Annotated in this window: 21 protein-coding genes; 9 read left to right on the top strand and 12 right to left on the bottom strand. The window is 52.7% G+C overall.

Going from position 1 to position 26,474, the window contains the following annotated elements:
- Positions 1-26: 26 nt before the first annotated feature.
- The 3 genes from yacG to coaE are packed head-to-tail and all read right to left on the bottom strand — an operon-like array spanning position 27 to position 1,594.
- Entirely contained in the window at positions 27-221 is a 195-nt protein-coding gene (gene yacG / locus SK35_RS20295) for a DNA gyrase inhibitor YacG (protein ID WP_003018740.1), read from the bottom strand.
- A gap of 9 nt (positions 222-230) precedes the next feature.
- A complete protein-coding gene (zapD, locus tag SK35_RS20290) occupies positions 231-974 on the bottom strand; it encodes a cell division protein ZapD (protein WP_003829513.1) in 744 nt (247 codons plus the stop codon).
- A complete protein-coding gene (gene coaE, locus SK35_RS20285) occupies positions 974-1,594 on the bottom strand; it encodes a dephospho-CoA kinase (protein WP_048214938.1) in 621 nt (206 codons plus the stop codon). Before coaE ends, zapD begins: the two co-directional genes overlap by 1 nt.
- Before the next feature lie 225 nt (positions 1,595-1,819).
- On the opposite strand from coaE, the gene SK35_RS20280 reads away from it, so the two are divergent.
- Positions 1,820-2,863, top strand: coding sequence for a GMP reductase (locus SK35_RS20280; RefSeq protein WP_003829510.1), 1,044 nt, complete (start codon positions 1,820-1,822; stop codon positions 2,861-2,863).
- Positions 2,864-2,920: 57 nt separating this feature from the next.
- Here the strand turns inward: SK35_RS20280 and hofC are convergent, their stop codons facing one another.
- The 4 genes from hofC to nadC all read right to left on the bottom strand — a co-directional run bounded on the left by hofC (position 2,921) and on the right by nadC (position 7,082).
- The gene (gene hofC, locus SK35_RS20275; protein ID WP_048214937.1) at positions 2,921-4,123 is read right to left on the bottom strand and encodes a protein transport protein HofC; all 1,203 of its coding nucleotides are present in this window, start codon (positions 4,121-4,123) and stop codon (positions 2,921-2,923) included.
- Entirely contained in the window at positions 4,113-5,498 is a 1,386-nt protein-coding gene (gene gspE / locus SK35_RS20270; protein ID WP_048214936.1) for a type II secretion system protein GspE, read from the bottom strand. Before gspE ends, hofC begins: the two co-directional genes overlap by 11 nt.
- Positions 5,499-5,507: 9 nt before the next feature.
- A complete protein-coding gene (gene ppdD, locus SK35_RS20265) occupies positions 5,508-5,945 on the bottom strand; it encodes a prepilin peptidase-dependent pilin (protein ID WP_048214935.1) in 438 nt (145 codons plus the stop codon).
- Positions 5,946-6,188: 243 nt separating this feature from the next.
- On the bottom strand, positions 6,189-7,082 hold the full coding sequence (gene nadC, locus SK35_RS20260; RefSeq protein ID WP_003837454.1) for a carboxylating nicotinate-nucleotide diphosphorylase: 894 nt from the start codon (positions 7,080-7,082) through the stop codon (positions 6,189-6,191).
- 87 nt (positions 7,083-7,169) lie between these two features.
- Between nadC and ampD the strand changes: the two genes are divergently transcribed.
- Positions 7,170-7,733, top strand: coding sequence for a 1,6-anhydro-N-acetylmuramyl-L-alanine amidase AmpD (ampD, locus tag SK35_RS20255; RefSeq protein ID WP_032942371.1), 564 nt, complete (start codon positions 7,170-7,172; stop codon positions 7,731-7,733).
- Complete coding sequence (gene ampE / locus SK35_RS20250) at positions 7,730-8,584, top strand: beta-lactamase regulator AmpE (protein ID WP_032942372.1); 855 nt, start codon at positions 7,730-7,732, stop codon at positions 8,582-8,584. Before ampD ends, ampE begins: the two co-directional genes overlap by 4 nt.
- A gap of 92 nt (positions 8,585-8,676) precedes the next feature.
- On the opposite strand, the gene SK35_RS20245 is transcribed toward ampE, so the two are convergent.
- From SK35_RS20245 to aroP, 3 genes are all read right to left on the bottom strand, one after another.
- The gene (locus SK35_RS20245; RefSeq protein WP_048214934.1) at positions 8,677-9,627 is read right to left on the bottom strand and encodes a glycoside hydrolase family 43 protein; all 951 of its coding nucleotides are present in this window, start codon (positions 9,625-9,627) and stop codon (positions 8,677-8,679) included.
- Positions 9,627-11,033: a glycoside-pentoside-hexuronide (GPH):cation symporter gene (locus SK35_RS20240; RefSeq protein ID WP_003829494.1), complete on the bottom strand. Its 1,407-nt coding sequence runs from the start codon at positions 11,031-11,033 to the stop codon at positions 9,627-9,629. The genes SK35_RS20245 and SK35_RS20240 overlap by 1 nt, the downstream gene beginning before the upstream one ends.
- A 158-nt stretch (positions 11,034-11,191) precedes the next feature.
- Entirely contained in the window at positions 11,192-12,565 is a 1,374-nt protein-coding gene (gene aroP, locus SK35_RS20235; RefSeq protein WP_103014383.1) for an aromatic amino acid transporter AroP, read from the bottom strand.
- Positions 12,566-13,129: 564 nt separating this feature from the next.
- Here aroP and pdhR point away from each other — a divergent pair.
- From pdhR to lpdA, 4 genes are all read left to right on the top strand, one after another.
- A complete protein-coding gene (pdhR, locus tag SK35_RS20230) occupies positions 13,130-13,894 on the top strand; it encodes a pyruvate dehydrogenase complex transcriptional repressor PdhR (protein ID WP_003018699.1) in 765 nt (254 codons plus the stop codon).
- Positions 13,895-14,057: 163 nt separating this feature from the next.
- Entirely contained in the window at positions 14,058-16,721 is a 2,664-nt protein-coding gene (gene aceE, locus SK35_RS20225; RefSeq protein WP_048214932.1) for a pyruvate dehydrogenase (acetyl-transferring), homodimeric type, read from the top strand.
- A 14-nt stretch (positions 16,722-16,735) separates the two neighbouring features.
- On the top strand, positions 16,736-18,625 hold the full coding sequence (aceF, locus tag SK35_RS20220) for a pyruvate dehydrogenase complex dihydrolipoyllysine-residue acetyltransferase (protein ID WP_003829487.1): 1,890 nt from the start codon (positions 16,736-16,738) through the stop codon (positions 18,623-18,625).
- A 175-nt stretch (positions 18,626-18,800) separates the two neighbouring features.
- A complete protein-coding gene (gene lpdA, locus SK35_RS20215) occupies positions 18,801-20,225 on the top strand; it encodes a dihydrolipoyl dehydrogenase (RefSeq protein WP_003829486.1) in 1,425 nt (474 codons plus the stop codon).
- Between the two features lie 120 nt (positions 20,226-20,345).
- Here lpdA and SK35_RS20210 read toward each other — a convergent pair whose 3' ends face one another.
- Together SK35_RS20210 and SK35_RS20205 are read right to left on the bottom strand one after the other, a co-directional pair.
- Positions 20,346-21,140, bottom strand: coding sequence for a DUF2950 family protein (locus SK35_RS20210; protein ID WP_032942377.1), 795 nt, complete (start codon positions 21,138-21,140; stop codon positions 20,346-20,348).
- Between the two features lie 10 nt (positions 21,141-21,150).
- Positions 21,151-22,737, bottom strand: a complete 1,587-nt coding sequence (locus tag SK35_RS20205; RefSeq protein WP_048214931.1) for a DUF3300 domain-containing protein — start codon at positions 22,735-22,737, stop codon at positions 21,151-21,153.
- A gap of 448 nt (positions 22,738-23,185) precedes the next feature.
- Between SK35_RS20205 and acnB the strand changes: the two genes are divergently transcribed.
- Positions 23,186-25,783, top strand: a complete 2,598-nt coding sequence (gene acnB / locus SK35_RS20200) for a bifunctional aconitate hydratase 2/2-methylisocitrate dehydratase (protein WP_048214930.1) — start codon at positions 23,186-23,188, stop codon at positions 25,781-25,783.
- 174 nt (positions 25,784-25,957) lie between these two features.
- Positions 25,958-26,320 (top strand): protein YacL, encoded by a 363-nt coding sequence (yacL, locus tag SK35_RS20195; protein WP_048214929.1) that lies wholly within the window; start codon positions 25,958-25,960, stop codon positions 26,318-26,320.
- The last annotated feature ends 154 nt before the right edge of the window (positions 26,321-26,474 follow it).

The following is a 26,474-nucleotide window of genomic DNA, read 5'->3' as shown; positions in this document are numbered from 1 at the left end:
TTATCCGACCCACCGTTTTAGCAGAATTACTTCTGCTCTTCACTCCAGTCGTCGCTTTCTGACAGATCACCTGAGCTTGGGATGCGTTTCTCTTCTGCGGCCCACTCTCCCAGATCGATTAACTGGCAGCGCTTGCTGCAGAATGGGCGAAACGGACTGACCTCAGCCCATACTACAGGCTTGCCGCAGGTTGGGCAGTTGACGATGGTTTGTTCAGACATGTTGACTCCTTAACAGCACGCCAGTTCAAAATCGAGGCGCTCAGGCACCTGACCATTCTCGCTATCCAGCGGCATAAAGCGGATGGCAAAACGGCTCTTATGACCAGAAATTTGCGGATAAAGCAGCGAATCAAGCGGCAGCTGTAAGCGCAGCAGATCTGCATCTTCGCCGTTGTCCTGATAAAAACCATTCAGGCTGGTTTGCTTACGAAACGGCGCTGAGTTGCGAATTAAATCCAGTACCAGCGACAGCGCCTGATTGAGCGGATTCAGGCTGGCAAGCCAGGTTTCAACCTGCGCGTCACGATGCGACTGTGCCAGGTGTAACCAGATATGCAGGGTCGGCAGATCGAAACTGCAGCACCCGCCAGGAATACTTAAACGCTGACGTACGAGACCAATCAGACGATCTTCGCGCAGCGTCTGTCCAATACGCGGGGCAGAAATCAGAATGCTACCTGCACTTTTTAGCTGCTGACGCAAAGAGTCTATTCTGCTTTGATCGACGCCGGGAACTTCGACCCAGGCCTGGAGTTTACGCTGCTGTCGCTCCAGTTCTTTGAGGAGTTCGGTACGGACTTCGCCGCGTTCAAATACATCCAGTAAATCACCGATATTGCGGAAAAAATGCAGAGCGCCGGCATGGTCAGCAATGGGCAAATTAACGGAGAGCTGTTGGATTAAAAACTCAATGCGCAGCCATGTACGCATCTTCTCATTGAGAGGGTGTTCAAAAAGGACCTGGGTGTGCATTACGGTTTTTCCTGTGAGACAAACTGCGACGCGCATTGCAAATAGAGCGCGTGCAGGCGGGCGACATCCGAGGCGATGGCTTCCGGTGCGCCATTATTATCAATAACATCGTCTGCCACGGCCAGCCGCGCTTCACGCGTTGCCTGGGCAGCAAGAATTTGTTCAACATGCTCACGCGTGACGTCATCACGCTGCATGGTGCGTCTGAGCTGGGTTTCGGGGGTGACATCCACCACGAGTACGCGGTCGGCTTTTTTATACAGCGAATTTTCCACCAGCAAAGGGACAACCCATATCAGATAAGGAGAGGTTGCTTGCTGAAACTGACGCTGGGTTTCCTGCTGAATAAGCGGATGAAGCAGAGCATTCAGCCAGCTTTTCTCCTCAGGATTGGAAAAAATGCGTTCGCGTAAAATGCGTCGCTGCAACGATCCATCTGCGGCTATAACGTCGGAACCAAAATGTTCTTCGATCGCCTTAAGAGCAGGTGTGCCGGGTTCAACCACCTGGCGCGCAATAATATCTGCATCAATGACGTTTATTCCGAGGTCAGCGAACGCATTTGCAACGGTGCTTTTACCACTGCCAATGCCGCCGGTTAAGGCTACCGTATACCTCATAGATGCCGATCCTGGAGTTTAAGTTTGATTATCAAACAGTTAAAAGTTATGCGTGCGAAGGCGAGGCTGCTGCAGGATTAACCTACTATTCGCCAGGTAAATTTATGGGATTGTAGCGTAAAAAAAGAGAATTTCGCAGTCTTGCGCGGCATTGATTAGTGCGTATGATAGCGTCACTGGAGTTGTGAGTTTCGATTTTTCGCCATTAACCCCAGGAATCCGCACATGCGTATCGAAGAAGATCTGAAGTTAGGTTTCAAAGACGTTCTTATCCGCCCTAAGCGTTCTACTCTCAAAAGCCGTTCCGATGTTGAGCTGGAACGTCAATTTACCTTTAAGCATTCAGGTCAGACCTGGTCCGGCGTACCTATTATTGCCGCGAACATGGACACTGTCGGGACGTTTGCCATGGCAACGGCACTGGCATCCTTCGACATCCTGACCGCCGTGCACAAACACTATTCTGTTGAAGACTGGGCCGCCTTCATCGCAGAGAGCTCTGCCGATGTGCTTAAACACGTAATGGTTTCAACCGGTACGTCTGATGCAGATTTCGAAAAAACTAAACAGATTCTGGCGCTCAACCCCGCGTTGAACTTTATCTGCATTGATGTGGCCAATGGCTACTCAGAGCATTTTGTTCAGTTCGTGTCAAAAGCGCGTGAAGCATGGCCGACAAAAACGATCTGTGCGGGCAATGTGGTCACCGGTGAAATGTGCGAAGAGCTGGTGCTCTCCGGTGCTGATATTGTTAAAGTTGGCATTGGCCCAGGTTCTGTATGTACCACGCGTGTAAAAACCGGCGTTGGCTATCCACAGCTTTCTGCGGTTATTGAATGCGCCGATGCAGCCCACGGTCTGGGTGGCATGATTGTCAGCGACGGCGGCTGCACAATGCCGGGTGATGTGGCAAAAGCGTTCGGTGGCGGCGCAGACTTCGTGATGCTCGGCGGCATGCTGGCTGGTCATGAAGAAAGTGGCGGCAAAATTGTTGAAGAGAACGGTGAGAAATTCATGCTGTTCTACGGTATGAGCTCTGAATCTGCCATGACGCGTCACGTAGGTGGTGTTGCACAGTACCGCGCTGCAGAAGGTAAAACCGTCAAGCTGCCACTGCGCGGCCCGGTTGATAATACCGCTCGCGATATCCTCGGCGGTTTGCGTTCTGCTTGTACCTATGTGGGCGCATCCCGTCTGAAAGAGCTGACCAAACGTACAACGTTTATTCGTGTACAGGAACAAGAAAACCGTGTTTTCAATAGCCTGTAAGAACAGCTAGTTCTGTGAAATGCCTGATGGCGTTACGCCGCCATCCGGCATTTGAATCTATCCCACCCCGCTCATCGCATCTCCCAAATGGAAAATCGGTAAATACATCGCGACGACCAGCGTACCGATGATAAGCCCCGTAATGACCAGCAACGCAGGCTCAAGTAATGCAGCCAAATTCTCAGCCTGAGCCAGGGTTTTCTCGCCATGGTGATGAGCAAGATTGCACAGCATTGCATCCAGCGAGCCGGAAGCTTCACCAGTTCTGACCAGCTGTATACACAATGGGCTGAATTCACAGCTATTTTTAAGCGCTAACCAGATCGGTTTTCCAGAGTTGATGTCCTGCTGAACCAGTGCTAAACGTTGCGACCAGAAAGGGTTAGCCAGCGTATCGGTAACGCTCTCAAGACCCTGCAAAAAGGGAATGCCCGCATTTTGCGTTAACGCCAGAACAGTGAATATCTGCGTGAGTTTTTGCCCTCTCACCATCGGCCCTATGACCGGGAGGCTGAGCAGCAATTTCTGGCGCAGAATGAGCCAGTACGGTTTCTTCTTTATCAAATGATGTGTGGCAACTGCTACCAGGCCAAGCGCTACCGCCAGCCATCCCCATTGGCTGCTAGAGTGTGCGATGGTAATAATCCACTGAGTGAGCGCCGGTAGCGGGGTGTTGAACGTCTGGTAGATAGCGGCAAACTCAGGGAGTACAAACTGCAGCATCGCAAATACGACCATCACCGCCATTGTTATGATGATGATCGGATAGCGCAGGGCTTTTTTAACTTTATCAGAAAGTTGCTGTTGTTTCTTTTGCTGGTAGGCGAGTTCAAAACAGCAGTCGTCCAGCTTACCCGTAAGTTCTCCGGTACGGATCATTGCCTGGTAAAGGGGCGGAAAAACGTGTTGCCATTGTGATAACGAGGCGGAGAGGGTAATGCCCTGTTTCATATCGTCAGCCAGCGTACGCAGTAGCGCCTGCCATTGACTGCTGGGATGCTGTTCAGCAAGCAGAGCTAGACCTGTTGAGAGCGTTAACCCTGCCTTTAGCAATGTCGCCAACTGGTGTATGGTTTCGGCACTTCTTGTACGGCTCCAGTGCGAGATTTTGACACGCATACGTTTAATGCGCAGCGGCGTAATCTGTTGTTCCTCAAGAGCCAGCATCAATGACGGTCGGGTATCGGCCCATAGCGTTCCTTCCAGAGATTTACCTTCGTTGTTAATGCCTTGCCAGCGCCAAAGCTGTTTAGCGGACATGGGGCATGCCCAGTACACGAATCAGCTCTTCAAATGTCGTTAACCCTTGCTCGACGGCCTGACAGCCATTCTCGAAAAGCGTTCTCATTCCTGATTGCTGAGCATCAGATTCCACTTCGTCTACGGATGTGCCACTGGCAATACTCTGACGTAATGCCGGAGTAACCGGGAGGACTTCAAACAATGCCGTACGGCCATAAAATCCGTGATAACAATGTTTGCAGCCAGGGGCCTGCCAATTCGGTAGTGGTGTAGGCCAGACAGTTTTCGGGAGCGTGATAGGCGTACTCTGACGTTGTCGGCAATGGGGGCACAACTTTCTGACCAACCGCTGTGCAATAACGAGCGTCAGCGCGGAGGCGATCATCCAGCGTGCGACACCCATTTGTTGCAGGCGCACCAGCGTTTCACTGGTAGAATTGGTATGCAGCGTAGAAAGAACCAGATGGCCGGTTTGCGCTGCTTTAAGGGCTATTTCGGCCGTTTCGCCATCGCGGATTTCACCCACCATGATAATGTCGGGATCCTGGCGCAGCAGAGCACGTAAGACTCCCTGAAAAGTCAGGCCGGCGCGTGGGTGAATTTGCGTCTGGTTGAGACCTGCGATCGGGATCTCTACCGGATCTTCCACGCTACAAAGATTCACATCCGGGGTGTTTCGGGTTTGCAGCGCACTGTACAGCGTGACCGTTTTGCCGCTTCCGGTAGGTCCGGTAACCAGAATCAGCCCCTGAGGCTGCTGCAAGGCTTGCGAAAATGCGGCCAGCTGCGCGTCTTGCATTCCCAGCGCCGTGATCTCCAGTGACTGATCGACCTGATGAAGTAGCCGTAACACGAATTTTTCGCCGTAGCGACAGGGCAGGGTGGCGATGCGAAACGAGACCGGCTCTCCTGAAATCTCAACGGTAAATTGTCCGTCTTGTGGAAGCCGATGCTCGGCGATATCCAGGCTGCCTAATACTTTTAACCTTGCGGTGATGGCAATGCCCATCTCGGTCGTGACTTCCGGTAAAGCGTGAAGCACGCCATCTACGCGTAATCTGATTCGATAGTGATTTTCCTCGGGTTCAAAATGAATATCAGAAGCCCGTTGCGTCAGAGCGGAATGAAACGTCTGATTCAGCAAGTCTGCTGCGCTGGCGCTGCTTTTCGTGACTACTGCCGGGAGCATTTTCTGTGGTGTATGCGTGTGGCCTTCCATTTGCTGACGTGTCCAGCAGACAATGTCGATGTGTCGGGTGGTGGCAAAATGCAGTGCATCCAGCAGTTCGTGTGATGGGGCGTCTACGACGGCGATATGCACCACTTCATTGTCTGCATCCAGTAATATTGCCTGATAACGTTGGCATAGTGCCGTAAGTTGGGTGGTATTCATCTCTGTTCCTTAGTGGGTATCAAAGCGGAAAACGTCTTCACAGGCCTGCTGCAATGCGCTGTCGTTCTGGATGACGCAGTTTCGGTTCCAGCCGGTAATGCCGTTGGCATTGTCCCAACCTGGCGTCATGGTGATGCTTAGCCCGTTCAGGCTTTCCTGCCCACTAAGACTGACAATTCCCTTTTCAACGCTCATGGCTGAGACGTAACGGGTAGTTGTTGGAGAGGGGATACCATTCGTTCCGGCATCGCAGGTATTTGTTCCGCCATGCTCCAGTGCACAGAGCTCAACCGCCGTGCGATAGGGGACAAAGGTTTGCAGCATGTCCGTCAGCGCGGCTTTGCGCAGATAGTTTTGATATGCCGGAATGCCGATGGCGCTAAGGATGGCAATAATGCCAATCACCACCATGAGTTCGATAAGCGTAAATCCTCGTTGCTTGTTCATCGTTCGCTCCTTGAGTTTGCTGGCGCTACTTTGGCAAACCCACGGGAGGACGGCGAGGGACAAAAAACAAAACGGGAAAGCGGGTTCAGAGGATTTTTACGAAATTACAGAGTCAGACAATGTATTTGCGAAGAGACTCGAAGAAACTGCCGGATGGTGGTGTAAATGCCGTATCAGGATTACAGAATAAACCTGTGTAGTAGGCCCGATACGCGAAGCGTCATCGGGCAATACAATCAGCAATTAGCGAAATCGCATGGAGAGATCGAGTGCGCGAACATGTTTGGTCAGCGCGCCAACGGAGATAAAGTCCACACCGGTTTCGGCAAATTCGCGCAGCGTTTCATGGGTGACGTTGCCCGACACTTCCAGACGCGCCTGGCCGTTGGTGCGTTTTACCGCTTCGCGCATTTGGTCAGTTTCGAAGTTATCGAGCATGATGATGTCGGCCCCGGCTTTCAGCGCGTCGTCCAGCTCATCCAGGCTTTCTACTTCGACTTCAACCGGCACATCCGGGTGCAACCAGAAGGCTTTTTCGACGGCCTGACGTACCGAGCCGGAAGCAATAATGTGGTTTTCTTTAATCAGGAAGGCGTCGGACAGCCCCAAACGATGATTCGCGCCGCCGCCGCACAATACGGCGTATTTTAGCGCAGTACGCAGTCCCGGCAGGGTTTTACGCGTATCCAGCAGTTGGGTCTTGGTTCCCGCTAACAGGTCGACGTATTTACGCACTTCGCTCGCTACACCTGAAAGCGTCTGCACAAAATTCAGCGCAGTACGTTCACCGGTCAGTAAAACGCGGGAAGGGCCGTCCAGTTCAAACAGCGGCTGATTGGCCTTTATGCTGTCGCCATCTTCAACATGCCAGGTGATGTTGACATCATCGCCAGCCAGCTGAATAAAGACCTCTTCCACCCAACGTTTTCCACAAAAAACGCCATCTTCGCGGGTGATTACGGTGGCATGGGAGCGCATGTCTTCGGGTAAAAGCTGTGCGGTGATATCGTTATTGGCATCAACTTCTCCGCCTAAATCTTCACGCAGCGCCTGAGCTACAGCGGCAGGGATATCCAGATTTATGCGTTCCAACAGCGCGTCACGTCGGTAGTCAGGGTTATAGCGGCGAGGCGGCATGATAAAACTCCAAATTGCTAACGAATCATAAGGTGGAAACATGCTACCCTGAACCTGATATGAGTACCACCAATAAGGAGATTCTGCATGTTGTTAGACGAGGGCTGGCTGGCAGAGGCGCGACGCGTCCCCTCTCCGCATTACGATTGCCGCCCGGATGACGAAAACCCTTCTCTGCTGGTGGTGCATAATATCAGCCTGCCGCCCGGCGAGTTTGGCGGCCCGTGGATAGACGCGCTGTTTACAGGCACGATTGATCCCAACGCCCATCCTTATTTTGCTGGGATCGCCCATCTGCGTGTTTCAGCCCATTGTTTGATTCGCCGTGACGGTGAAATCGTGCAATATGTGCCTTTTGATAAACGCGCCTGGCATGCGGGTGTGTCGAGCTATCAAGGGCGAGAACGCTGTAATGATTTTTCAATTGGTATTGAGTTGGAAGGGACGGATACGCTGGCCTATACCGATGCGCAGTATCAGCAACTGGCTGCCGTGACGAATACTCTGATTACGCGTTATCCGGCCATTGCTAACAACATGACAGGACATTGCAATATTGCGCCCGAGCGTAAGACCGATCCCGGGTCGTCCTTTGACTGGGCAAGGTTCCGCGCCCTGGTCACCCCCTCGTCGCACAAGGAGATGACATGACGCTGTTTACAACATTATTGGTGTTGATTGTTGAACGCCTGTTTAAGCTGGGTGAGCACTGGCAGCTTGATCACCGGATTGAAGCTTTTTTCCGCCGGATTAAGCATTTTTCGATGATGCGTACGGTAGGCATGACTCTGATTGCGATGGGAGTGACGTTTCTGCTACTGCGCGCACTTCATGGGCTGTTGTTTAATGTTCCGTTGCTGGTGGCGTGGATCTTAATTGGCTTGCTGTGCATCGGTGCTGGCAAGGCACGCCTTCACTATCACGCTTACCTGAACGCGGCTGCTCGCGATGATGCTCACGCCCGTGATGCTATGGCCAGCGAGCTGACGCTTATCCATGGGGTTCCGCCGGACTGCGATGAGCGTGAATTCTTGCGCGAACTGCAGAACGCGTTGTTATGGAACAACTTCCGCTTTTATCTGGCGCCGTTATTTTGGCTGATTGTCGGTGGTCCATGGGGACCTGTGACGCTGGTTGGTTATGCTTTTTTACGTGCCTGGCAGTCCTGGCTGGCGCGCTATCAGACACCGCACCAGCGTCTGCAATCAGGTATTGATGCGATCCTGCATGTGCTGGATTGGATCCCGGTGCGTCTGGCGGGCGTGGTCTATGCGCTATTGGGACATGGCGAGAAGGCGCTGCCGGCCTGGCTTGCCTCGCTTGCGGATCTGCACACGTCGCAATATCAGGTGCTTACGCGTCTGGCGCAGTTCTCGCTGGCGCGTGAACCGCACACCGATAAAGTCGAAACGCCAAAAGCCGCCGTTTCGCTGGCGAAGAAAACCTCGTTTGTGGTGGTGGTGGTTATTGCGGTGCTCACCATTTATGGGGCATTAGTATAGCGTTGTGCCGGATGGCGCTAATGCTTATCCGGCCTACAATGAAAAAACGTGTAGGCCCGGTAAGCGTTAGCGCCACCGGGCAGTGCAGCGGTTTAGTTCGTATCAGCAGGCGGGATGCCAAAATCTGGCATGCCGTTTTCGTCCCAACGCACGAGCTTCAGACGAGTGTGGCGGTTTGGGTCGTACAGCGGATCGCCCTCGATTTCGGTGTAGTTTCTCGCGTGATACACCAGTACATCTTCACCTTCCGGCGTTTGTGTAAAGCTGTTGTGTCCTGGCCCAAACTGGTGGTTTTCATAACTGGTGGTAAAGACCGGGCGCGGTGATTTGTGCCAGTTCTGCGGGTTGAGCGGATCGGCGTTGAGGTCAATCCACAATAATCCCATACAGTAGTTCTCATCGGTGGCGCTGGCGGAATAGCTGATAAACAGCTTATCGCCGTGAACCATGACGGCAGGACCTTCATTGACCCAAAAACCCCGGCATTCCCAGTCATACTCAGGGTGACTTAGCATGACCGGCTCGCCTTTAATCGTCCATGGATTTTCCAGCTCAGCGAGATAGATATTGGAGTTTCCGGCGATATCGGGCGACTTCTGCGCCCAGAGGTACCACTGTTTTCCCTGATGGTTAAAGGTGGTGGCATCAAGCGCAAAGGCATCAAACTGCGTTTTAATCTGACCTTTCTCCGTCCACTGCCCGGTCAGCGGATCGGCGTCGGCACATTCGAGCGCAAACATGCGATGCTGGAACATCCCCAGCTTGTCGAGCGACTGTGTGTGAGTGGCAGCAAAATAGATGTACCACTTGCCTGCCAGATGATGGATTTCGGGTGCCCAGATGAGTTGGCTCATGGGGCCGCTTTCTGGTTTGTGCCAGACGACAACTGGGGCGGCGGTGCGTAGCCCTTCCAGCGAGTCGGCCCGGCGTATCTCCAGTCGGTCATATTCGGGTACTGAAGCAATGAAATAATAGTGGCTACCGTCACGTAAGATAAACGGATCGGCACGCTGTTCAATAAAGGGATTTGGCCACTGATTCATTAGGCTTTCCTTACGGTTTCAGTCGTTTTTATATCGTGGTATTCATTTAGTTCACGGTAGTTAGCGCGGCGCTTTTCTAAGTCTGTCTGGATTTGCTGCATAAACTCGCGGTCAACTTTCAGCAGACGAACCACGCCTGCGGTAATCAGGTAGCCTACGCCCGGTATGATGGTAAACAGCAGCATAATACCGTTAATGGCAGAGTCGCTTTGCGCTTTCGCCCCTGCGTCGTAGCCGTACCAGGATAGCAGGAAGCCGACCATCGCTCCGGCAATCGCCAGGCCCAGTTTCAGGAAGAACAGGTTACCGGAGAAGCTGATCCCGGTGATGCGTTTACCGGTTTTCCACTCGCCATAGTCATCGACATCCGCCATCAGCGACCAGTGCAGCGGAGAAGGAATTTGATGCAGGATGTTGAGCAGGAAGTAGAGCACCATAATCATCATGGTGGCTTTCGGATCGAAGAAGTAAAACGCGGCAGAGAAAATCGCCAGGATAATATTGGTCCAGAAGAAGACTTTAAGTTTGCACCAGCGATCAGTTAATACCTTCGCCAACATACTGCCGATCATCATGCCGACCACACCAAGACTGATAAACAGCGTTGCGAACTGCGTGCTTTGCTGCATAACCCATGTCACGTAGTACATGGTGGCAGCCATGCGAATAAAGCCAGGGCAGACGTTACACAATGTTAACAGCAGAATTTTTACCCACTGATCGTTCTTCCACACGTCTTTCAGATCGGCTTTTAAATCGTCATTGGTCTGGACAGCAGGGCGTACGCGTTCACGGACCGTAGCGAAGCAAAACAGGAACATACACATGCCGATGAAAGCCAGAACCGCCATCGCCATCTGATACCCTTTGGCTTTGTCTTCCCCGCCGAACCAGTCGGCCATTGGCAGCAAGGTGAGGGACAGCAGCAGGGTTGCAATGCCTACCAACACAAAGCGATATGACTGGCAGGCGACGCGTTCCTTCGGATCGTTGGTGATGACGCTGCCGAGCGAGCAGTAGGGAATGTTGATCGCTGTATAAGTAATAGATAGCAGGAAGTAGGTAACGAACGCATAGATAACTTTGCTGTTATAGGTCCACTCAGGGGTGGTAAACATCAGTACGCTGAATAATGCGTACGGGAAAGCCATCCATAAAAGCCATGGACGAAATCGACCATATTTACTACGAGTGCGGTCGGCCATCGCGCCCATTATAGGGTCGGTAACGGCGTCGATAACGCGTACTGAGAGAAGTAATACGCCGACCAGTGCAGGTGCCAGACCAAAAATGTCTGTGTAAAAATAGTTAACAAACAACATGATGGCGCCAAAGATGATGTTGCATCCGGCGTCGCCCATTCCATAGCCGATCTTTTCTTTCACCGTGAGCTTACTGGTTTCCATCAACTGCACTCCATTAATGAGATATGGAGAGAATTATTGTCCGACACCGGTGTTTTTGCGTTGCAGGATAACGCCGCTGATATGGACTAAACAGTCGTGAGTGGGAAAGTGTGAGACAGGTAACAACCCCCACCTGACGCAGGTGGGGGGAGGGGGGATTAATGCGCTTTAACCGCGCCGGCCGTTTTCTGTTTACACAGGTAGCCGATGCCAAGAATGGCAATCCATACAGGGATTAAGTACACCGAGATCGCCATACCCGGCGTCATCAGCATAATCACCAGTACTGCAGCCATGAAAATCAGGCACACCCAGTTACCCAGCGGATAGAGCAGCGCCGGGAAGCGGGTGGTAACACCCTGCTGCTGTTTGGCTTTGCGGAACTTCATGTGTGCCAGGCTAATCATTGCCCAGTTGATCACCAGTGCGGAAACCACCAGCGCCATCAGCAGGCCAAAGGCGGATTCCGGTGCCAGGTAGTTGATCAGCACACACAGAGCCGTCACCAGTGCGGAAACCAGAATGGTGTTCACCGGTACACCGCGTTTGTCGACGTTCATCAGCGCTTTCGGTGCATTGCCCTGCTGTGCCAGACCGAACAGCATACGGCTGTTGCAGTATACGCAGCTGTTATAGACAGAAAGGGCGGCAGTCAGCACTACGATGTTCAGGGCATTAGCAACAAAGGTGTCTCCCAGCTCGTGGAAAATAAGGACAAACGGGCTGGTATCGGCCGTGACACGCGTCCACGGCATCAGGGAAAGCAGAACCGCCAGCGAACCCACATAGAAAATCAGGATACGGTAGATAACCTGGTTGGTCGCTTTGGGAATGCTTTGCTCCGGGTTATCCGCTTCTGCTGCGGTGATCCCGACCAGCTCCAGCCCACCGAAAGAGAACATAATAATAGCCATCATCATCACCAGTCCGGTGAAGCCGTGCGGCAGGAAGCCACCCTGGCTCCACAGGTTGCTGACGCTGGCCTGCGGGCCGCCGTTACCGCTAAACAGTAACCAGCCGCCGAACAGGATCATCGCTACGACGGCAATGACTTTAATAATGGCGAACCAGAACTCCATCTCACCAAACACTTTCACGTTGGTCAGGTTGATGGCGTTGATCAGCACAAAGAAGGCAGCCGCAGACACCCATGTTGGGATCTCCGGGTACCAGAACTGGATGTATTTACCCACGGCAGTTAGCTCAGCCATGGCAACCAGCACGTACAGCACCCAATAGTTCCAGCCGGAAGAGAACCCCGCGAAACCGCCCCAGTATTTATAAGCAAAGTGACTAAATGAGCCTGCAACGGGCTCTTCAACCACCATTTCACCTAACTGACGCATAATCAAAAAGGCGATAAAGCCGGCAATAGCGTAACCCAGAATAATACCCGGTCCTGCAGACTGGATAACGGATGCGCTACCGAGGAATAACCCGGTACCAATCGCGCCACCCAGCGCGATTAGCTGTATATGGCGGTTCTTAAGGCCGCGCTTGAGCTGATCGCCATGCTGTTGACTTTCCATCATGAAACCTCGTGTGTGGTTTTACTCTTCATATTTCGAGTGCTTATTTTTTGAACTACGCAGCAATGCGTGTGTAAGTTTGCAATTCCGTTTGTTGTATTAATTTGTTTACAGATGCTTTTGATAAAATGTTGCCTTAATGCTTTTGTCTTGAACAGAATAATGATATGCGAACGCGAATGCACCTGCTTTATGCGGGGAAGATGACGACTTGAATAAAAAGAAACCATTTGTAAATGCGAGTTTATATACCACAAAATTTCCATTTTGAATTTCTATTCATTAATAGTGGTTGATATGTCGATAAATAAGCAGGTGAATCGGTTCAGATGAGATAATTTTTCGTTTCAATTCCGTTAAAACTACCACGAGGTGGGTAAATTTAACATTTGTGCATAGTTACATGTTTGAAACGTTATTTCTGTAATGTTGTTAAAATATGCCTCCTTTACTGATTTCAATCAAAACCTGTATGGACAGAAGGTGAATACTTTGTTACTTTAGCGTCAAGAACATGAAATTGGTAAGACCAATTGACTCCGGGCAAATGGCTTAAGACAGGAAATCATGGCCTACAGCAAAATCCGCCAACCAAAACTCTCCGATGTGATTGAGCAGCAGCTGGAGTTTTTAATTCTTGAGGGGACACTTCGCCCCGGAGAAAAACTCCCACCGGAACGCGAGCTGGCAAAACAGTTCGACGTCTCCCGCCCCTCCTTACGCGAGGCGATCCAACGCCTTGAAGCGAAGGGCTTACTGCTTCGTCGTCAGGGCGGTGGCACTTTTGTTCAGAGCAGCCTGTGGCAGAGCTTTAGCGACCCACTGGTAGAGCTGCTCTCCGACCATCCTGAATCCCAGTTTGACCTGCTTGAGACGCGCCATGCGCTGGAAGGTATTGCGGCTTATTACGCTGCACTGCGCAGCACGGATGAAGACAAAACGCGTATCCGTGAACTCCACCATGCGATCGAGCTTGCTCAACAGTCCGGCGATCTTGACGGCGAATCTGATGCGGTACTCCAGTATCAAATTGCTGTCACCGAAGCGGCACACAATGTGGTGCTGCTCCATTTGCTAAGGTGTATGGAGCCGATGCTGGCCCAGAACGTTCGGCAAAACTTCGAATTGCTGTATGCGCGTCGTGAAATGCTGCCACTGGTTAGCAGTCACCGTACCCGTATTTTTGAAGCAATTATTGCCGGGAAGCCGGAAGAGGCGCGTGAAGCGTCCCACCGTCACCTGGCGTTTATCGAAGAGATCCTGCTGGACAGAAGCCGTGAGGAAAGCCGTCGTGAACGCGCCTTACGCCGTCTGGAGCAACGAAAGAATTAGTGATTTTTCTGGTAGAACGTTAACCAGAAGATGTTGTAAATCAAGCGCCATATAAAGTGCGCGGCAACTAAACGCAGAACCTGTCTTATTACGCTCTCTGGCGAGAACGTAATGGGACAGGTTCCAGATAACTCAACGTATTAGATAGATAAGGAATACCCCCATGTCAGAACGTTTCCCAAATGACGTGGATCCGATCGAAACTCGCGACTGGCTACAGGCGATCGAATCGGTCATCCGTGAAGAAGGTGTTGAGCGTGCTCAGTATCTGATCGACCAACTGCTTTCAGAAGCTCGCAAAGGCGGCGTGAAAGTAGCGGCAGGTGCAGGGGCCAGCAATTATGTAAACACTATTGCCGTTGAAGATGAACCGGAATACCCGGGCAATCTGGAGCTGGAACGTCGTATTCGTTCTGCTATCCGCTGGAACGCCATCATGACCGTACTGCGCGCGTCTAAAAAGGACCTCGAGCTGGGTGGCCACATGGCATCCTTCCAGTCCTCCGCAACGGTATATGATGTTTGCTTCAACCACTTCTTCCGCGCACGCAACGAGCAAGATGGCGGCGATCTGGTGTACTTCCAGGGTCACATCTCTCCGGGCATCTACGCACGCGCATTCCTGGAAGGTCGTCTGACTGAAGAGCAGATGAACAACTTCCGTCAGGAAGTACATGGCAAAGGCCTGTCTTCCTACCCGCACCCGAAACTGATGCCAGAATTCTGGCAGTTCCCGACCGTATCTATGGGTCTGGGCCCAATCGGTGCTATCTACCAGGCTAAATTCCTGAAATATCTGGAACACCGTGGCCTGAAAGATACCTCTAAACAGACCGTTTACGCCTTCCTGGGCGACGGCGAGATGGATGAGCCAGAATCTAAAGGTGCGATCACCATCGCGACCCGTGAAAAACTGGACAACCTGGTCTTTGTTATCAACTGTAACCTGCAGCGTCTTGACGGCCCGGTAACCGGTAACGGCAAGATTGTTAACGAACTGGAAGGCATCTTCGCGGGCGCTGGCTGGAACGTTATCAAAGTCATGTGGGGCGGTCGTTGGGATGAGCTGCTGCGTAAAGACACCAGCGGTAAACTGATCCAGCTGATGAACGAAACCGTTGACGGCGACTACCAGACCTTCAAATCCAAAGATGGCGCATACGTACGTGAGCACTTCTTCGGTAAATACCCGGAAACCGCAGCACTGGTTGCTGACTGGACTGACGAGCAGATTTGGGCTCTGAACCGTGGTGGTCACGATCCGAAGAAAGTCTACGCTGCACTGAAAAAAGCGCAGGAAACCAAAGGCAGAGCAACTGTAATCCTGGCCCATACCATCAAAGGTTACGGCATGGGTGACACCGCTGAAGGTAAAAACATCGCTCACCAGGTTAAGAAAATGAACATGGACGGCGTGCGTTATATCCGCGACCGCTTCAACGTTCCTGTGACCGATGAGCAGGTTGAAAACCTGTCTTACATCACCTTCCCGGAAGGTTCTGAAGAGCACACTTATCTGCACGCTCAGCGTCAGAAACTGCATGGCTACCTGCCAGCTCGTCAGCCGAACTTCACCGAGAAGCTGGAACTGCCAGCTCTGGAAGACTTCGGTGCGCTGCTGGAAGAGCAGAACAAAGAAATCTCCACCACTATCGCTTTCGTTCGTGCCCTGAACGTGATGCTGAAGAACAAGTCGATCAAAGATCGTCTGGTTCCGATCATCGCTGACGAAGCGCGTACTTTCGGTATGGAAGGGCTGTTCCGTCAGATTGGTATCTACAGCCCGAACGGTCAGCAGTACACCCCGCAGGACCGTGAGCAGGTTGCTTACTATAAAGAAGACGAGAAAGGTCAGATCCTGCAGGAAGGTATCAACGAACTGGGTGCAGGCGCATCCTGGCTGGCTGCTGCGACTTCTTACAGCACCAACGATCTGCCGATGATCCCGTTCTACATCTACTACTCCATGTTCGGGTTCCAGCGTATTGGTGACCTGTGCTGGCAGGCAGGCGACCAACAGGCTCGTGGCTTCCTGATTGGTGGTACTTCCGGTCGTACGACGCTGAACGGTGAAGGTCTGCAGCACGAAGATGGTCACAGCCATATTCAGTCTCTGACTATCCCGAACTGTATCTCTTACGATCCGTCTTACGCGTACGAAGTTGCGGTCATCATGCACGATGGTCTGGAGCGTATGTACGGTGAGAAACAAGAGAACGTTTACTACTACATCACTACGCTGAACGAAAACTACCACATGCCGGCAATGCCAGCAGGTGCCGAGGAAGGTATCCGTAAAGGTATCTACAAACTCGAAACCCTCGAAGGTAAGAAAGGTAAAGTTCAGCTACTGGGCTCCGGTTCTATCCTGCGTCACGTGCGTGAAGCAGCACAGATCCTGGCGAACGACTACGGTGTAGGTTCTGACGTTTACAGCGTAACCTCCTTCACTGAACTGGCGCGTGATGGCCAGGATTGTGAGCGCTGGAACATGCTGCACCCGATGGAAACTCCGCGCGTTCCGTACATCGCTCAGGTGATGAACGACGCTCCGGCAGTAGCATCTACTGACTATATGAAACTGTTTGCCGAACAGGTTCGTACTTATGTACCGGCTGATGATTATCGCGTACTGGGTACTGACGGTTTCGGTCGCTCTGACAGCCGTGAAAACCTGCGTCACCACTTCGAAGTTGATGCTTCCTACGTGGTTGTAGCGGCCCTGGGCGAACTGGCTAAACGTGGCGAAATCGATAAGAAAGTGGTTGCAGATGCAATCATCAAATTCAACATCGATGCAGATAAAGTTAACCCGCGTCTGGCGTAAGAGGTAAAAGAATAATGGCTATCGAAATCAATGTACCGGACATCGGGGCTGATGAAGTTGAAATCACCGAGATCCTGGTCAAAGTAGGCGACAAAGTTGAAGCTGAACAGTCGCTGATCACCGTAGAAGGCGACAAAGCCTCTATGGAAGTTCCGTCCCCTCAGGCGGGTATCGTTAAAGAGATCAAAGTCTCTGTTGGCGACAAAACTGAGACCGGCAAACTGATCATGATTTTCGATTCCGCCGACGGTGCAGCAGCAGCTGCACCTGCTCAGGCAGAAGAGAAGAAAGAAGCAGCTCCGGCAGCAGCACCTGCTGCCTCTGCGGCGAAAGACGTACACGTACCTGACATCGGCGGCGACGAAGTAGAAGTTACCGAGATCATGGTTAAAGTGGGCGACACCGTTGCGGCTGAACAGTCTCTGATCACCGTTGAAGGTGACAAAGCCTCTATGGAAGTTCCGGCGCCGTTCGCCGGTACCGTTAAAGAGATCAAAATCAACACAGGTGACAAAGTGTCTACCGGTTCCCTGATTATGGTCTTCGAAGTGGCGGGCGCAGCGCCTGCTGCTGCACCGGCTCAGGCTGCTGCTCCAGCAGCAGCGGCGGCTCCGGCTGCTTCCGGCTCTAAAGAAGTTAACGTACCGGATATCGGTGGTGACGAAGTTGAAGTCACTGAAGTGATGGTTAAAGTGGGCGATAAAATTGCCGCTGAGCAGTCACTGATCACCGTTGAAGGCGATAAAGCGTCGATGGAAGTTCCGGCACCGTTCGCGGGTACCGTGAAAGAAATCAAAATCAGCACCGGCGACAAAGTTAAAACCGGTTCTCTGATTATGGTCTTCGAAGTCGAAGGCGCAGCACCTGCAGCCGCTCCTGCACAAGCAGCTGCTCCGGCTCCGGCCGCTGCACCAGCGCCTGCGCAAGCCGCAGCTCCGGCCGCAAAAGCGGAAGGCAAATCTGAGTTTGCTGAAAACGACGCTTACGTTCATGCAACGCCGCTGATTCGTCGCCTGGCGCGCGAATTCGGTGTGAACCTGGCAAAAGTGAAAGGTTCTGGCCGTAAAGGTCGTATCCTGCGTGAAGACGTTCAGGCTTACGTGAAAGATGCTATCAAGCGTGCTGAAGCGGCTCCGGCTGCAGCAGCAGGTGGCGGTATCCCGGGCATGCTGCCTTGGCCGAAAGTGGACTTCAGCAAGTTTGGTGAAATCGAAGAAGTGGAACTGGGCCGTATCCAGAAAATCTCTGGTGCTAACCTGAGCCGTAACTGGGTGATGATCCCGCACGTTACTCACTTCGATAAGACCGATATCACCGATCTGGAAGCGTTCCGTAAACAGCAGAACGCCGAAGCTGAAAAACGTAAACTGGACGTGAAATTCACCCCAGTAGTCTTCATCATGAAAGCCGTTGCCGCAGCTCTGGAACAGATGCCGCGCTTCAACAGCTCCCTGTCTGAAGACGGTCAGCGCCTGACCCTGAAGAAATACATCAACATCGGTGTAGCGGTTGATACTCCGAATGGTCTGGTTGTTCCGGTCTTCAAAGACGTGAACAAGAAGAGCATTACCGAGCTGTCTCGTGAACTGACCGTGATCTCCAAGAAAGCGCGTGATGGCAAGCTGACCGCTGGCGAAATGCAGGGCGGTTGCTTCACCATCTCCAGCATCGGTGGCCTGGGTACTACCCACTTCGCGCCGATTGTGAACGCGCCGGAAGTGGCTATCCTCGGTGTCTCCAAGTCCTCTATGGAGCCAGTGTGGAACGGTAAAGAGTTTATGCCGCGTCTGATGATGCCGATTTCGCTCTCCTTCGACCACCGTGTAATTGACGGTGCGGATGGTGCGCGCTTTATCACCATCATCAACAACATGCTGTCTGACATTCGCCGCCTGGTGATGTAAGCGAAAAAGCCGGCCCGACGGCCGGCTTTTTTCTGGTAATCTCATGAAGTCAGTGAGGTTATTGTGCGAAAGACAAATCGGTTGCCGTTTGTTGTTTCAAAATTGTTAACAATTTTGTAAAATACGGGCGGATAGAACGACCCGCTGGACGACGGGTATAAATTAAGAGGTCATGATGAGCACTGAAATCAAAACTCAGGTCGTGGTACTTGGGGCAGGCCCTGCAGGTTACTCTGCTGCCTTCCGTTGCGCAGATTTAGGTCTGGAGACCGTCATCGTAGAACGTTACAGCACCCTTGGCGGTGTTTGTCTGAACGTCGGCTGTATCCCTTCTAAAGCGCTGCTGCACGTAGCAAAAGTTATCGAAGAAGCCAAAGCGCTGGCTGAACACGGTATCGTTTTTGGCGAGCCGAAAACCGATATCGACAAGATTCGTACCTGGAAAGAAAAAGTTATCACTCAGCTGACCGGCGGTCTGGCGGGTATGGCCAAAGGCCGTAAAGTGAAAGTGGTTAACGGTCTGGGTAAATTTACCGGGGCAAACACCCTGGAAGTTGAAGGCGAAAACGGCAAAACCGTGATCAACTTCGACAACGCAATCATCGCGGCGGGTTCCCGTCCGATCGAACTGCCGTTTATTCCGCATGAAGATCCGCGCGTGTGGGATTCCACCGATGCACTGGAACTCAAAACTGTTCCTAAGCGCCTGCTGGTAATGGGCGGCGGTATCATCGGTCTGGAAATGGGTACCGTGTACCATGCGCTGGGTTCAGAGATCGACGTGGTTGAAATGTTCGACCAGGTTATCCCGGCTGCCGACAAAGACGTGGTTAAAGTCTTCACCAAGCGTATCAGCAAGAAATTCAACCTGATGCTGGAAACCAAAGTGACCGCCGTTGAAGCGAAAGAAGACGGTATCTACGTTTCCATGGAAGGCAAAAAAGCCCCTGCCGAAGCTCAGCGTTACGATGCTGTGCTGGTCGCTATCGGTCGTGTACCGAACGGTAAAAACCTCGACGCGGGCAAAGCTGGCGTGGAAGTTGACGACCGTGGCTTCATCCGCGTTGACAAACAGCTGCGCACCAACGTGCCGCACATCTTTGCTATCGGCGATATCGTCGGTCAGCCGATGCTGGCACACAAAGGTGTTCATGAAGGTCACGTTGCCGCTGAAGTTATCGCCGGTAAGAAACACTACTTCGATCCGAAAGTTATCCCATCCATTGCATACACTGAACCAGAAGTTGCATGGGTTGGTCTGACCGAGAAAGAAGCGAAAGAAAAAGGCATTAGCTACGAAACCGCCACCTTCCCGTGGGCTGCTTCTGGCCGTGCTATCGCTTCCGATTGCGCAGACGGTATGACCAAACTGATTTTCGACAAAGAATCTCACCGTGTTATCGGTGGTGCGATTGTCGGTACCAACGGCGGCGAGCTGCTGGGCGAAATCGGTCTGGCGATCGAAATGGGTTGTGACGCAGAAGATATCGCGCTGACCATCCACGCGCACCCGACTCTGCACGAGTCCGTGGGCCTGGCGGCAGAAATCTTTGAAGGTAGCATTACCGACCTGCCAAACCCGAAAGCGAAGAAAAAGTAATCTTCCCGCTTTTGTGAAAACGCCTCTTCGGAGGCGTTTTTTTTGCCTGAAGCTACCCGTTATTTCGGGCAACATGCCGGGTGGCGCTAGTGCTAACCCGGCCTACGGCTTAACCTCGCTTTACGGTGCTACAGGTTGCCAGTTTTTATCCGGATGGAATGTGGTTAACGCTTGCGCTTTCTGCTGTGATTCAACACCGAGATCGGCCTGGTAGACTTTGTCTTCACCGTTAATGATAAAACTCATCACGCCGGTGTGATCGTAGCTAACGGGCCAGGCTACCATGGCAAAACCGCTGGTTTTATCGGGAAGGATCCGGAAGCGATAGCCGTGATAGCCCATGCCCGGCTCCTGTGGACTGAAGGCTGGGCCAAGAGGGCTTGGCGCTTCGCCCGGCGAAACAGGCCAGTACAGACCATCCTTTTTCCCTTCAGAACTGACAATCTTTTGCGCGTATTTCTGGTTCATCGCAAAATAGCTCTGCTGAGCATCCACGTAGGCGTGCAACGCCTCGATGGCAGCAAGTTCGTTGCGTCCAATCTCACGGGTCAGGATCTCTTCGGCCGCTTCCTTGATATCAAATTGCCAGCCTGAAGCGTTTTTGACGACCGGGATTGGCAGTTGCCAGTCGCTGTCCCCAACCACAAGATGCGCCGTATTGCCGTCGATGACAGTGCTATGGCGTACCTTCCAGTCACGCAGGAAGCGATCAACTGCATCAGGATCGACGCCTTCTGGCGGCAGAAAATCACGCCAGTTTTCCCCGAGCAGGTTGCTCATTGCACTTTCATTTTGCTCACTGATAGCGTTTGCCAGCGCATCTGTTGCCTGGTCTGGTGTGCTGAAGGATTGTTGTGCCATCGCGGTGGCCGAAACCATGAACAACACCATTCCACTGAGTAGTTTATTTTTCATGTCGGTTCCCTTAACGATGACGGAATTCACGGTGTTCAGCACGCCCGCCAGAAGGCTGGCGCGATGGCTGATTACGGGCGACCTGCCGGCTCTGGGCACCTCGCTGTTGCTGTGCCTGCCAGTTGGCGGAGCGACTGTCGTTACCGCTCAGCGCATTGGCGCGTGGCTGGCTGGTTCGCTGTTGAAGATTGCGTTGTTGTACATTGCGTTGCTGCGCCGGTTGCGTGACCCGTTTCTCCTGTCGCTGGGCGACTGCCTGGCGATTCTCCCGCTGCTGAGTGCTCGTCCGCTTCGCGGTTTGCGGTTTGGTATCGTAACCGCGGTAGTTATTACGTTGGGAAATTTGCTTCAGTTGTTGATTCGATGCCTGACGCTGGGCGTCTCTCGTGCCCGTACGCGCCGTTTGCGGGAATGTTTTCCCCGTCGATTTTTCCATCTGGCTCAGGGCTGCCTGACGCTGGCTATCACGGTTGACCGGTCTTTGCTGGGTCGAACTTAACCCGGTTGCCGTGTTAGTGGAGTGGAAGCGGTTATTGAGCTGGCTATTTGGGTAAGGCACACCCTCACGGTAGGCCGGGTTATGCTGCCAGGTACGGTTGGCATCTGTCAGGCGCTGACCACTGATTTTATTGAAGTTATCAACGTTAATGTTGATGTTGTTATCACCGTTGCGGTTATAGCCGCCATGGTTATCCCAGTCATCATTATGATGGTGGTCGTCGTCGTCATCCCAGTCGATGTTGCTGAAGATGGCATAGGTTGTGGCGACACCAAGGCTGAAGCCTAAACCATTGACGAAGCTGTTACCAAATTGCTCACCGGGCGTTGGTGGCAGATAGGTTGGCGGATAGGCGGTATTCGGCCAGGTACCGTAAACCGTGTTCGGGTTATAGGTTGGAACGTACACCACCTGCGGATCGGCGGATTCAATCTTGATGACAGTAGGGCTTGTCGTGGTGGTAGTGCTGGTCGTCGACGTGCTGGTGGCGGTTTTCGCCGGTGCCGCTTTGGTCACGGTGGTGACGGTCTGTTGCGGTGTTGATTGCAGCGCGCCGGTTTGTTGCGCCAGTACACGCAGACGTTGAACGGAATCCATGACGTCCTTCGGCTGTGCGAGGAAAGCATCGCCCAGGCTTTGTACCCACGGCGGATTTTCACCCATCAGTGACATCAACTGAGGAAAAGCGACCAGCGATTTCACGCTGGGATCCCAGGGCTGGCTGGCAACGGCCTGAATGGCGGCATCGCCCTGCATTTTGGGATTGTCTTTTGACCACTGTGCGGCCTGGATGACGTTCGCCGGATAGGTTGAGGCCATCAAAATTTGCGACAGCAGCGAGTCTGGATAGAGCGCGATAGGTGCAACCCACTGATCGATTTGTGCTGCTGAGTAGGTTGGTGCCACGGCGGGTGCAGTTTGCTCTACCGGGGCGGGGGCCGCTACGGGAGCTGGGGCCGGTGTTGACGGTTGCTGCGCAACGGGGGCCGGAGCAGCAGGCTCCGTTGTGCGACTTTTAACAAACATCACGCCAGAGGCGGCAAACAGCCCGGCACTGCACAAAAGGACAAGCAGATGTGGCTTAAGGGGCAACTTCATAAAATGACTCCAACGAGACGAGCGCTGTGCCGTGAGGCGTTCCTGTTGCCGCGAGTATTATTCACCCGTGTTAGACAGTTTTGACTTTTATGGTTGATTCACCAGATACGTCCGGAAAAAGAGTGTGAGTATTTATTACACAATTATATGTGATGGCGGAAAAATCGCTGGAATATTCAGCCGATCGCGCTTGAAAATTAACCGTTTATGGGCGGTTTTAAGCTGACTTAATTTCGCCTCACCTTGTCGCTATACCATTCTTAACGATTCAGCCAATTTTTTATGTTGCTTTTTTGTAAACGGATTAACACTTAATGAAAATCCTGTTATTGTGCCTTATGCGGTACCGGGCATTTACCCTACTAACTACTGTCTCACAGGAGCGTGAAGAGAATCGCCCATCTACAAAAGCGCCGCATTATGACAATGAGAGCGAGGAGATATCGTCGTGCTAGAAGAATACCGTAAGCACGTAGCTGAGCGTGCTGCCCAGGGGATTGTGCCAAAACCTTTAGACGCAACCCAAATGGCTGCACTTGTCGAGCTGCTGAAGACCCCGCCTGTGGGCGAAGAAGAATTCCTGTTAGACCTGTTGATCAACCGTGTTCCTCCTGGCGTAGATGAAGCCGCTTATGTTAAAGCTGGTTTTCTCGCCGCTGTCGCAAAAGGCGACACCACCTCCCCGCTGGTTACCCCAGAAAAAGCCATTGAACTGCTGGGCACCATGCAGGGTGGCTACAACATTCATCCGCTGATCGACGCGCTGGACGATGCAAAACTGGCGCCGATTGCCGCCAAAGCGCTCTCTTCAACGCTGCTGATGTTCGATAACTTCTACGATGTAGAAGAAAAAGCCAAAGCGGGCAACGAATATGCGAAGCAGGTAATGCAATCCTGGGCTGATGCCGAATGGTTCCTGAACCGTCCAGCTCTGGCTGAAAAAATCACCGTTACCGTCTTTAAAGTGACGGGTGAAACCAACACCGATGACCTTTCTCCGGCACCGGATGCATGGTCTCGCCCGGATATCCCTCTGCACGCTCTGGCGATGCTGAAAAACGCCCGTGAAGGTATCGAACCGGATCAGCCTGGCGTGGTTGGCCCGATCAAACAGATCGAAGAATTGCAGAAAAAAGGTTACCCGCTGGCTTATGTGGGTGATGTTGTCGGTACCGGTTCTTCGCGTAAATCCGCAACCAACTCCGTGCTGTGGTTCATGGGTGACGACATTCCTCATGTGCCGAACAAGCGCGGCGGCGGCCTGTGCCTCGGCGGCAAAATTGCACCTATCTTCTTCAACACCATGGAAGATGCGGGCGCACTGCCGATTGAAGTGGACGTGTCGAACATGAACATGGGCGACGTGATTGACGTTTACCCGTTCAAAGGCGAAGTACGCAACCACGTAACCGGCGAACTGCTGGCAAGCTTTGAGCTGAAAACCGAAGTCCTGATCGACGAAGTACGCGCCGGTGGCCGTATCCCGCTGATCATCGGTCGTGGCCTGACTACCAAGGCGCGCGAAGCGCTGGGCCTGCCGCACAGTGACGTATTCCGTCAGGCGAAAGACGTGGCGGAAAGCAGCCGTGGCTTCTCCCTGGCACAAAAAATGGTTGGCCGTGCCTGCGGCGTGAAAGGCATCCGTCCGGGCGCGTACTGCGAACCGAAGATGACCTCCGTCGGTTCTCAGGATACTACTGGCCCTATGACCCGTGACGAACTGAAAGACCTGGCGTGCCTGGGCTTCTCGTCTGACCTGGTGATGCAGTCCTTCTGCCACACTGCGGCGTATCCGAAGCCGGTTGACGTGAACACGCATCACACGCTGCCAGACTTCATCATGAACCGCGGCGGTGTGTCGCTGCGTCCGGGCGACGGCGTTATTCACTCCTGGCTGAACCGCATGCTGCTGCCGGATACCGTAGGTACCGGTGGTGACTCCCATACCCGTTTCCCTATCGGGATTTCCTTCCCGGCAGGTTCTGGTCTGGTGGCGTTTGCTGCTGCGACCGGCGTGATGCCGCTGGATATGCCGGAATCCGTTCTGGTGCGTTTCAAAGGCAAAATGCAGCCGGGTATCACCCTGCGCGATCTGGTACACGCCATCCCGCTGTACGCGATCAAACAGGGTCTGCTGACCGTTGAGAAGAAAGGTAAGAAGAACATCTTCTCTGGTCGCATTCTTGAAATCGAAGGTCTGCCGGATCTCAAAGTGGAGCAGGCGTTCGAATTAACCGACGCCTCCGCTGAACGTTCTGCTGCCGGTTGTACCATTAAGCTGAACAAAGAGCCGATCGTTGAGTATCTGAGCTCTAACATCGTTCTGCTGAAGTGGATGATCGCAGAAGGTTACGGCGATCGCCGTACGCTGGAACGTCGTGTGCAGGGCATGGAAAAATGGCTGGCGGATCCGCAGTTGCTGGAAGCCGACGCTGACGCAGAATACGCGGCAGTGATCGACATCGATCTGGCGGATATCAAAGAGCCAATCCTGTGTGCACCGAACGATCCGGACGATGCGCGTCTGCTGTCTGACGTACAGGGCGAGAAGATCGACGAAGTGTTCATCGGCTCCTGCATGACTAACATCGGCCACTTCCGTGCCGCTGGTAAGCTGCTGGATGCGCACAAAGGCCAACTGCCAACGCGTCTGTGGGTGGCTCCGCCAACCCGTATGGATGCGGCACAGCTGACCGAAGAAGGTTATTACAGCGTGTTCGGTAAGAGCGGTGCGCGTATCGAAATTCCAGGCTGCTCTCTGTGCATGGGTAACCAGGCGCGTGTAGCCGACGGCGCAACGGTGGTGTCGACCTCTACCCGTAACTTCCCGAACCGTTTAGGTACCGGGGCGAACGTCTACCTGGCTTCTGCGGAGCTGGCGGCGGTTGCGGCGCTGATCGGCAAACTGCCGACGGCGGAAGAGTACCAGACCTATGTGGCGCAGGTAGATAAAACGGCCGTAGATACTTACCGTTATCTGAACTTCGACCAGCTGTCTCAGTATACCGAGAAAGCCGATGGTGTGATTTTCCAGACTGCGGTGTAATGCCCTAAAGCATTTTGTGTAAAAACCCATCAATGCCCGGAGAAGTCTGCTTCTCCGGGCATTTTTATTTCTATTCCTTATACCCACTACGCTTTTTTTCTGCCGCGCTGCTGCGATAATTACAGCAAGGCGCAATGCGGTATTGGCGCATTGCCGGGAGTAGAGGAAGACATTATGGATTACGAATTTCTGCGCGATATTACCGGGGGGGTAAAAGTGCGTATGTCCATGGGCCACGAGGTGGTGGGGCACTGGTTTAATGAGGAAGTGAAAGAAAACCTGGCCTTACTTGATGAAGTGGAACAGGCAGCGCGTGCGGTTAAGGGCAGTGAGCGCTCCTGGCAGCGAGCAGGGCATGAATACACGCTCTGGCTGGATGGCGAAGAAGTGATGGTTCGCGCTAATCAGCTGGAGTTCTCTGGCGATGAGATGGAAGAGGGGATGAGCTACTACGACGAAGAAAGTTTTTCGCTCTGTGGTGTAGAGGACTTTCTTCAGGTTGTGGCGGCATACCGCGAATTTGTGCATCAATCCTGAGATATTTCAGATATCAATGAAGCCGGGTGAGACAAACCCGGCTTTTTTTTCATCCGAATGATTATTTGATTTTTATTAATCATTCAAAAACTGTGATCTGCCGCGTTTGTGATCTGATTTTGATTGAATATAATCGTTGTGATTTTATTTAATC

The sequence above is a fragment of the Citrobacter sp. MGH105 genome, from assembly GCF_001037485.2.
In the GTDB taxonomy this organism is placed as follows: Bacteria; Pseudomonadota; Gammaproteobacteria; order Enterobacterales; family Enterobacteriaceae; genus Citrobacter; species Citrobacter portucalensis.
This window is presented reverse-complemented; position numbering and strand designations above follow the sequence as displayed.

Bases quoted from the DNA above. Each gene is read 5' to 3' on its own strand.
- aceF (WP_003829487.1), top strand. From the start codon at position 16,736: ATGGCTATCGAAATCAATGTACCGGACATCGGGGCTGATGAAGTTGAA.
- ampE (WP_032942372.1), top strand. From the start codon at position 7,730: ATGACGCTGTTTACAACATTATTGGTGTTGATTGTTGAACGCCTGTTT.
- SK35_RS20245 (WP_048214934.1), bottom strand. From the start codon at position 9,627: ATGAATCAGTGGCCAAATCCCTTTATTGAACAGCGTGCCGATCCGTTT.
- ppdD (WP_048214935.1), bottom strand. From the start codon at position 5,945: ATGAACAAGCAACGAGGATTTACGCTTATCGAACTCATGGTGGTGATT.
- yacG (WP_003018740.1), bottom strand. From the start codon at position 221: ATGTCTGAACAAACCATCGTCAACTGCCCAACCTGCGGCAAGCCTGTA.
- SK35_RS20210 (WP_032942377.1), bottom strand. From the start codon at position 21,140: ATGAAAAATAAACTACTCAGTGGAATGGTGTTGTTCATGGTTTCGGCC.
- coaE (WP_048214938.1), bottom strand. From the start codon at position 1,594: ATGAGGTATACGGTAGCCTTAACCGGCGGCATTGGCAGTGGTAAAAGC.
- zapD (WP_003829513.1), bottom strand. From the start codon at position 974: ATGCACACCCAGGTCCTTTTTGAACACCCTCTCAATGAGAAGATGCGT.
- SK35_RS20240 (WP_003829494.1), bottom strand. From the start codon at position 11,033: ATGGAAACCAGTAAGCTCACGGTGAAAGAAAAGATCGGCTATGGAATG.
- SK35_RS20205 (WP_048214931.1), bottom strand. From the start codon at position 22,737: ATGAAGTTGCCCCTTAAGCCACATCTGCTTGTCCTTTTGTGCAGTGCC.
- gspE (WP_048214936.1), bottom strand. From the start codon at position 5,498: ATGAATACCACCCAACTTACGGCACTATGCCAACGTTATCAGGCAATA.
- SK35_RS20280 (WP_003829510.1), top strand. From the start codon at position 1,820: ATGCGTATCGAAGAAGATCTGAAGTTAGGTTTCAAAGACGTTCTTATC.
- pdhR (WP_003018699.1), top strand. From the start codon at position 13,130: ATGGCCTACAGCAAAATCCGCCAACCAAAACTCTCCGATGTGATTGAG.
- yacL (WP_048214929.1), top strand. From the start codon at position 25,958: ATGGATTACGAATTTCTGCGCGATATTACCGGGGGGGTAAAAGTGCGT.
- nadC (WP_003837454.1), bottom strand. From the start codon at position 7,082: ATGCCGCCTCGCCGCTATAACCCTGACTACCGACGTGACGCGCTGTTG.
- lpdA (WP_003829486.1), top strand. From the start codon at position 18,801: ATGAGCACTGAAATCAAAACTCAGGTCGTGGTACTTGGGGCAGGCCCT.
- aroP (WP_103014383.1), bottom strand. From the start codon at position 12,565: ATGATGGAAAGTCAACAGCATGGCGATCAGCTCAAGCGCGGCCTTAAG.
- ampD (WP_032942371.1), top strand. From the start codon at position 7,170: ATGTTGTTAGACGAGGGCTGGCTGGCAGAGGCGCGACGCGTCCCCTCT.
- hofC (WP_048214937.1), bottom strand. From the start codon at position 4,123: ATGTCCGCTAAACAGCTTTGGCGCTGGCAAGGCATTAACAACGAAGGT.
- aceE (WP_048214932.1), top strand. From the start codon at position 14,058: ATGTCAGAACGTTTCCCAAATGACGTGGATCCGATCGAAACTCGCGAC.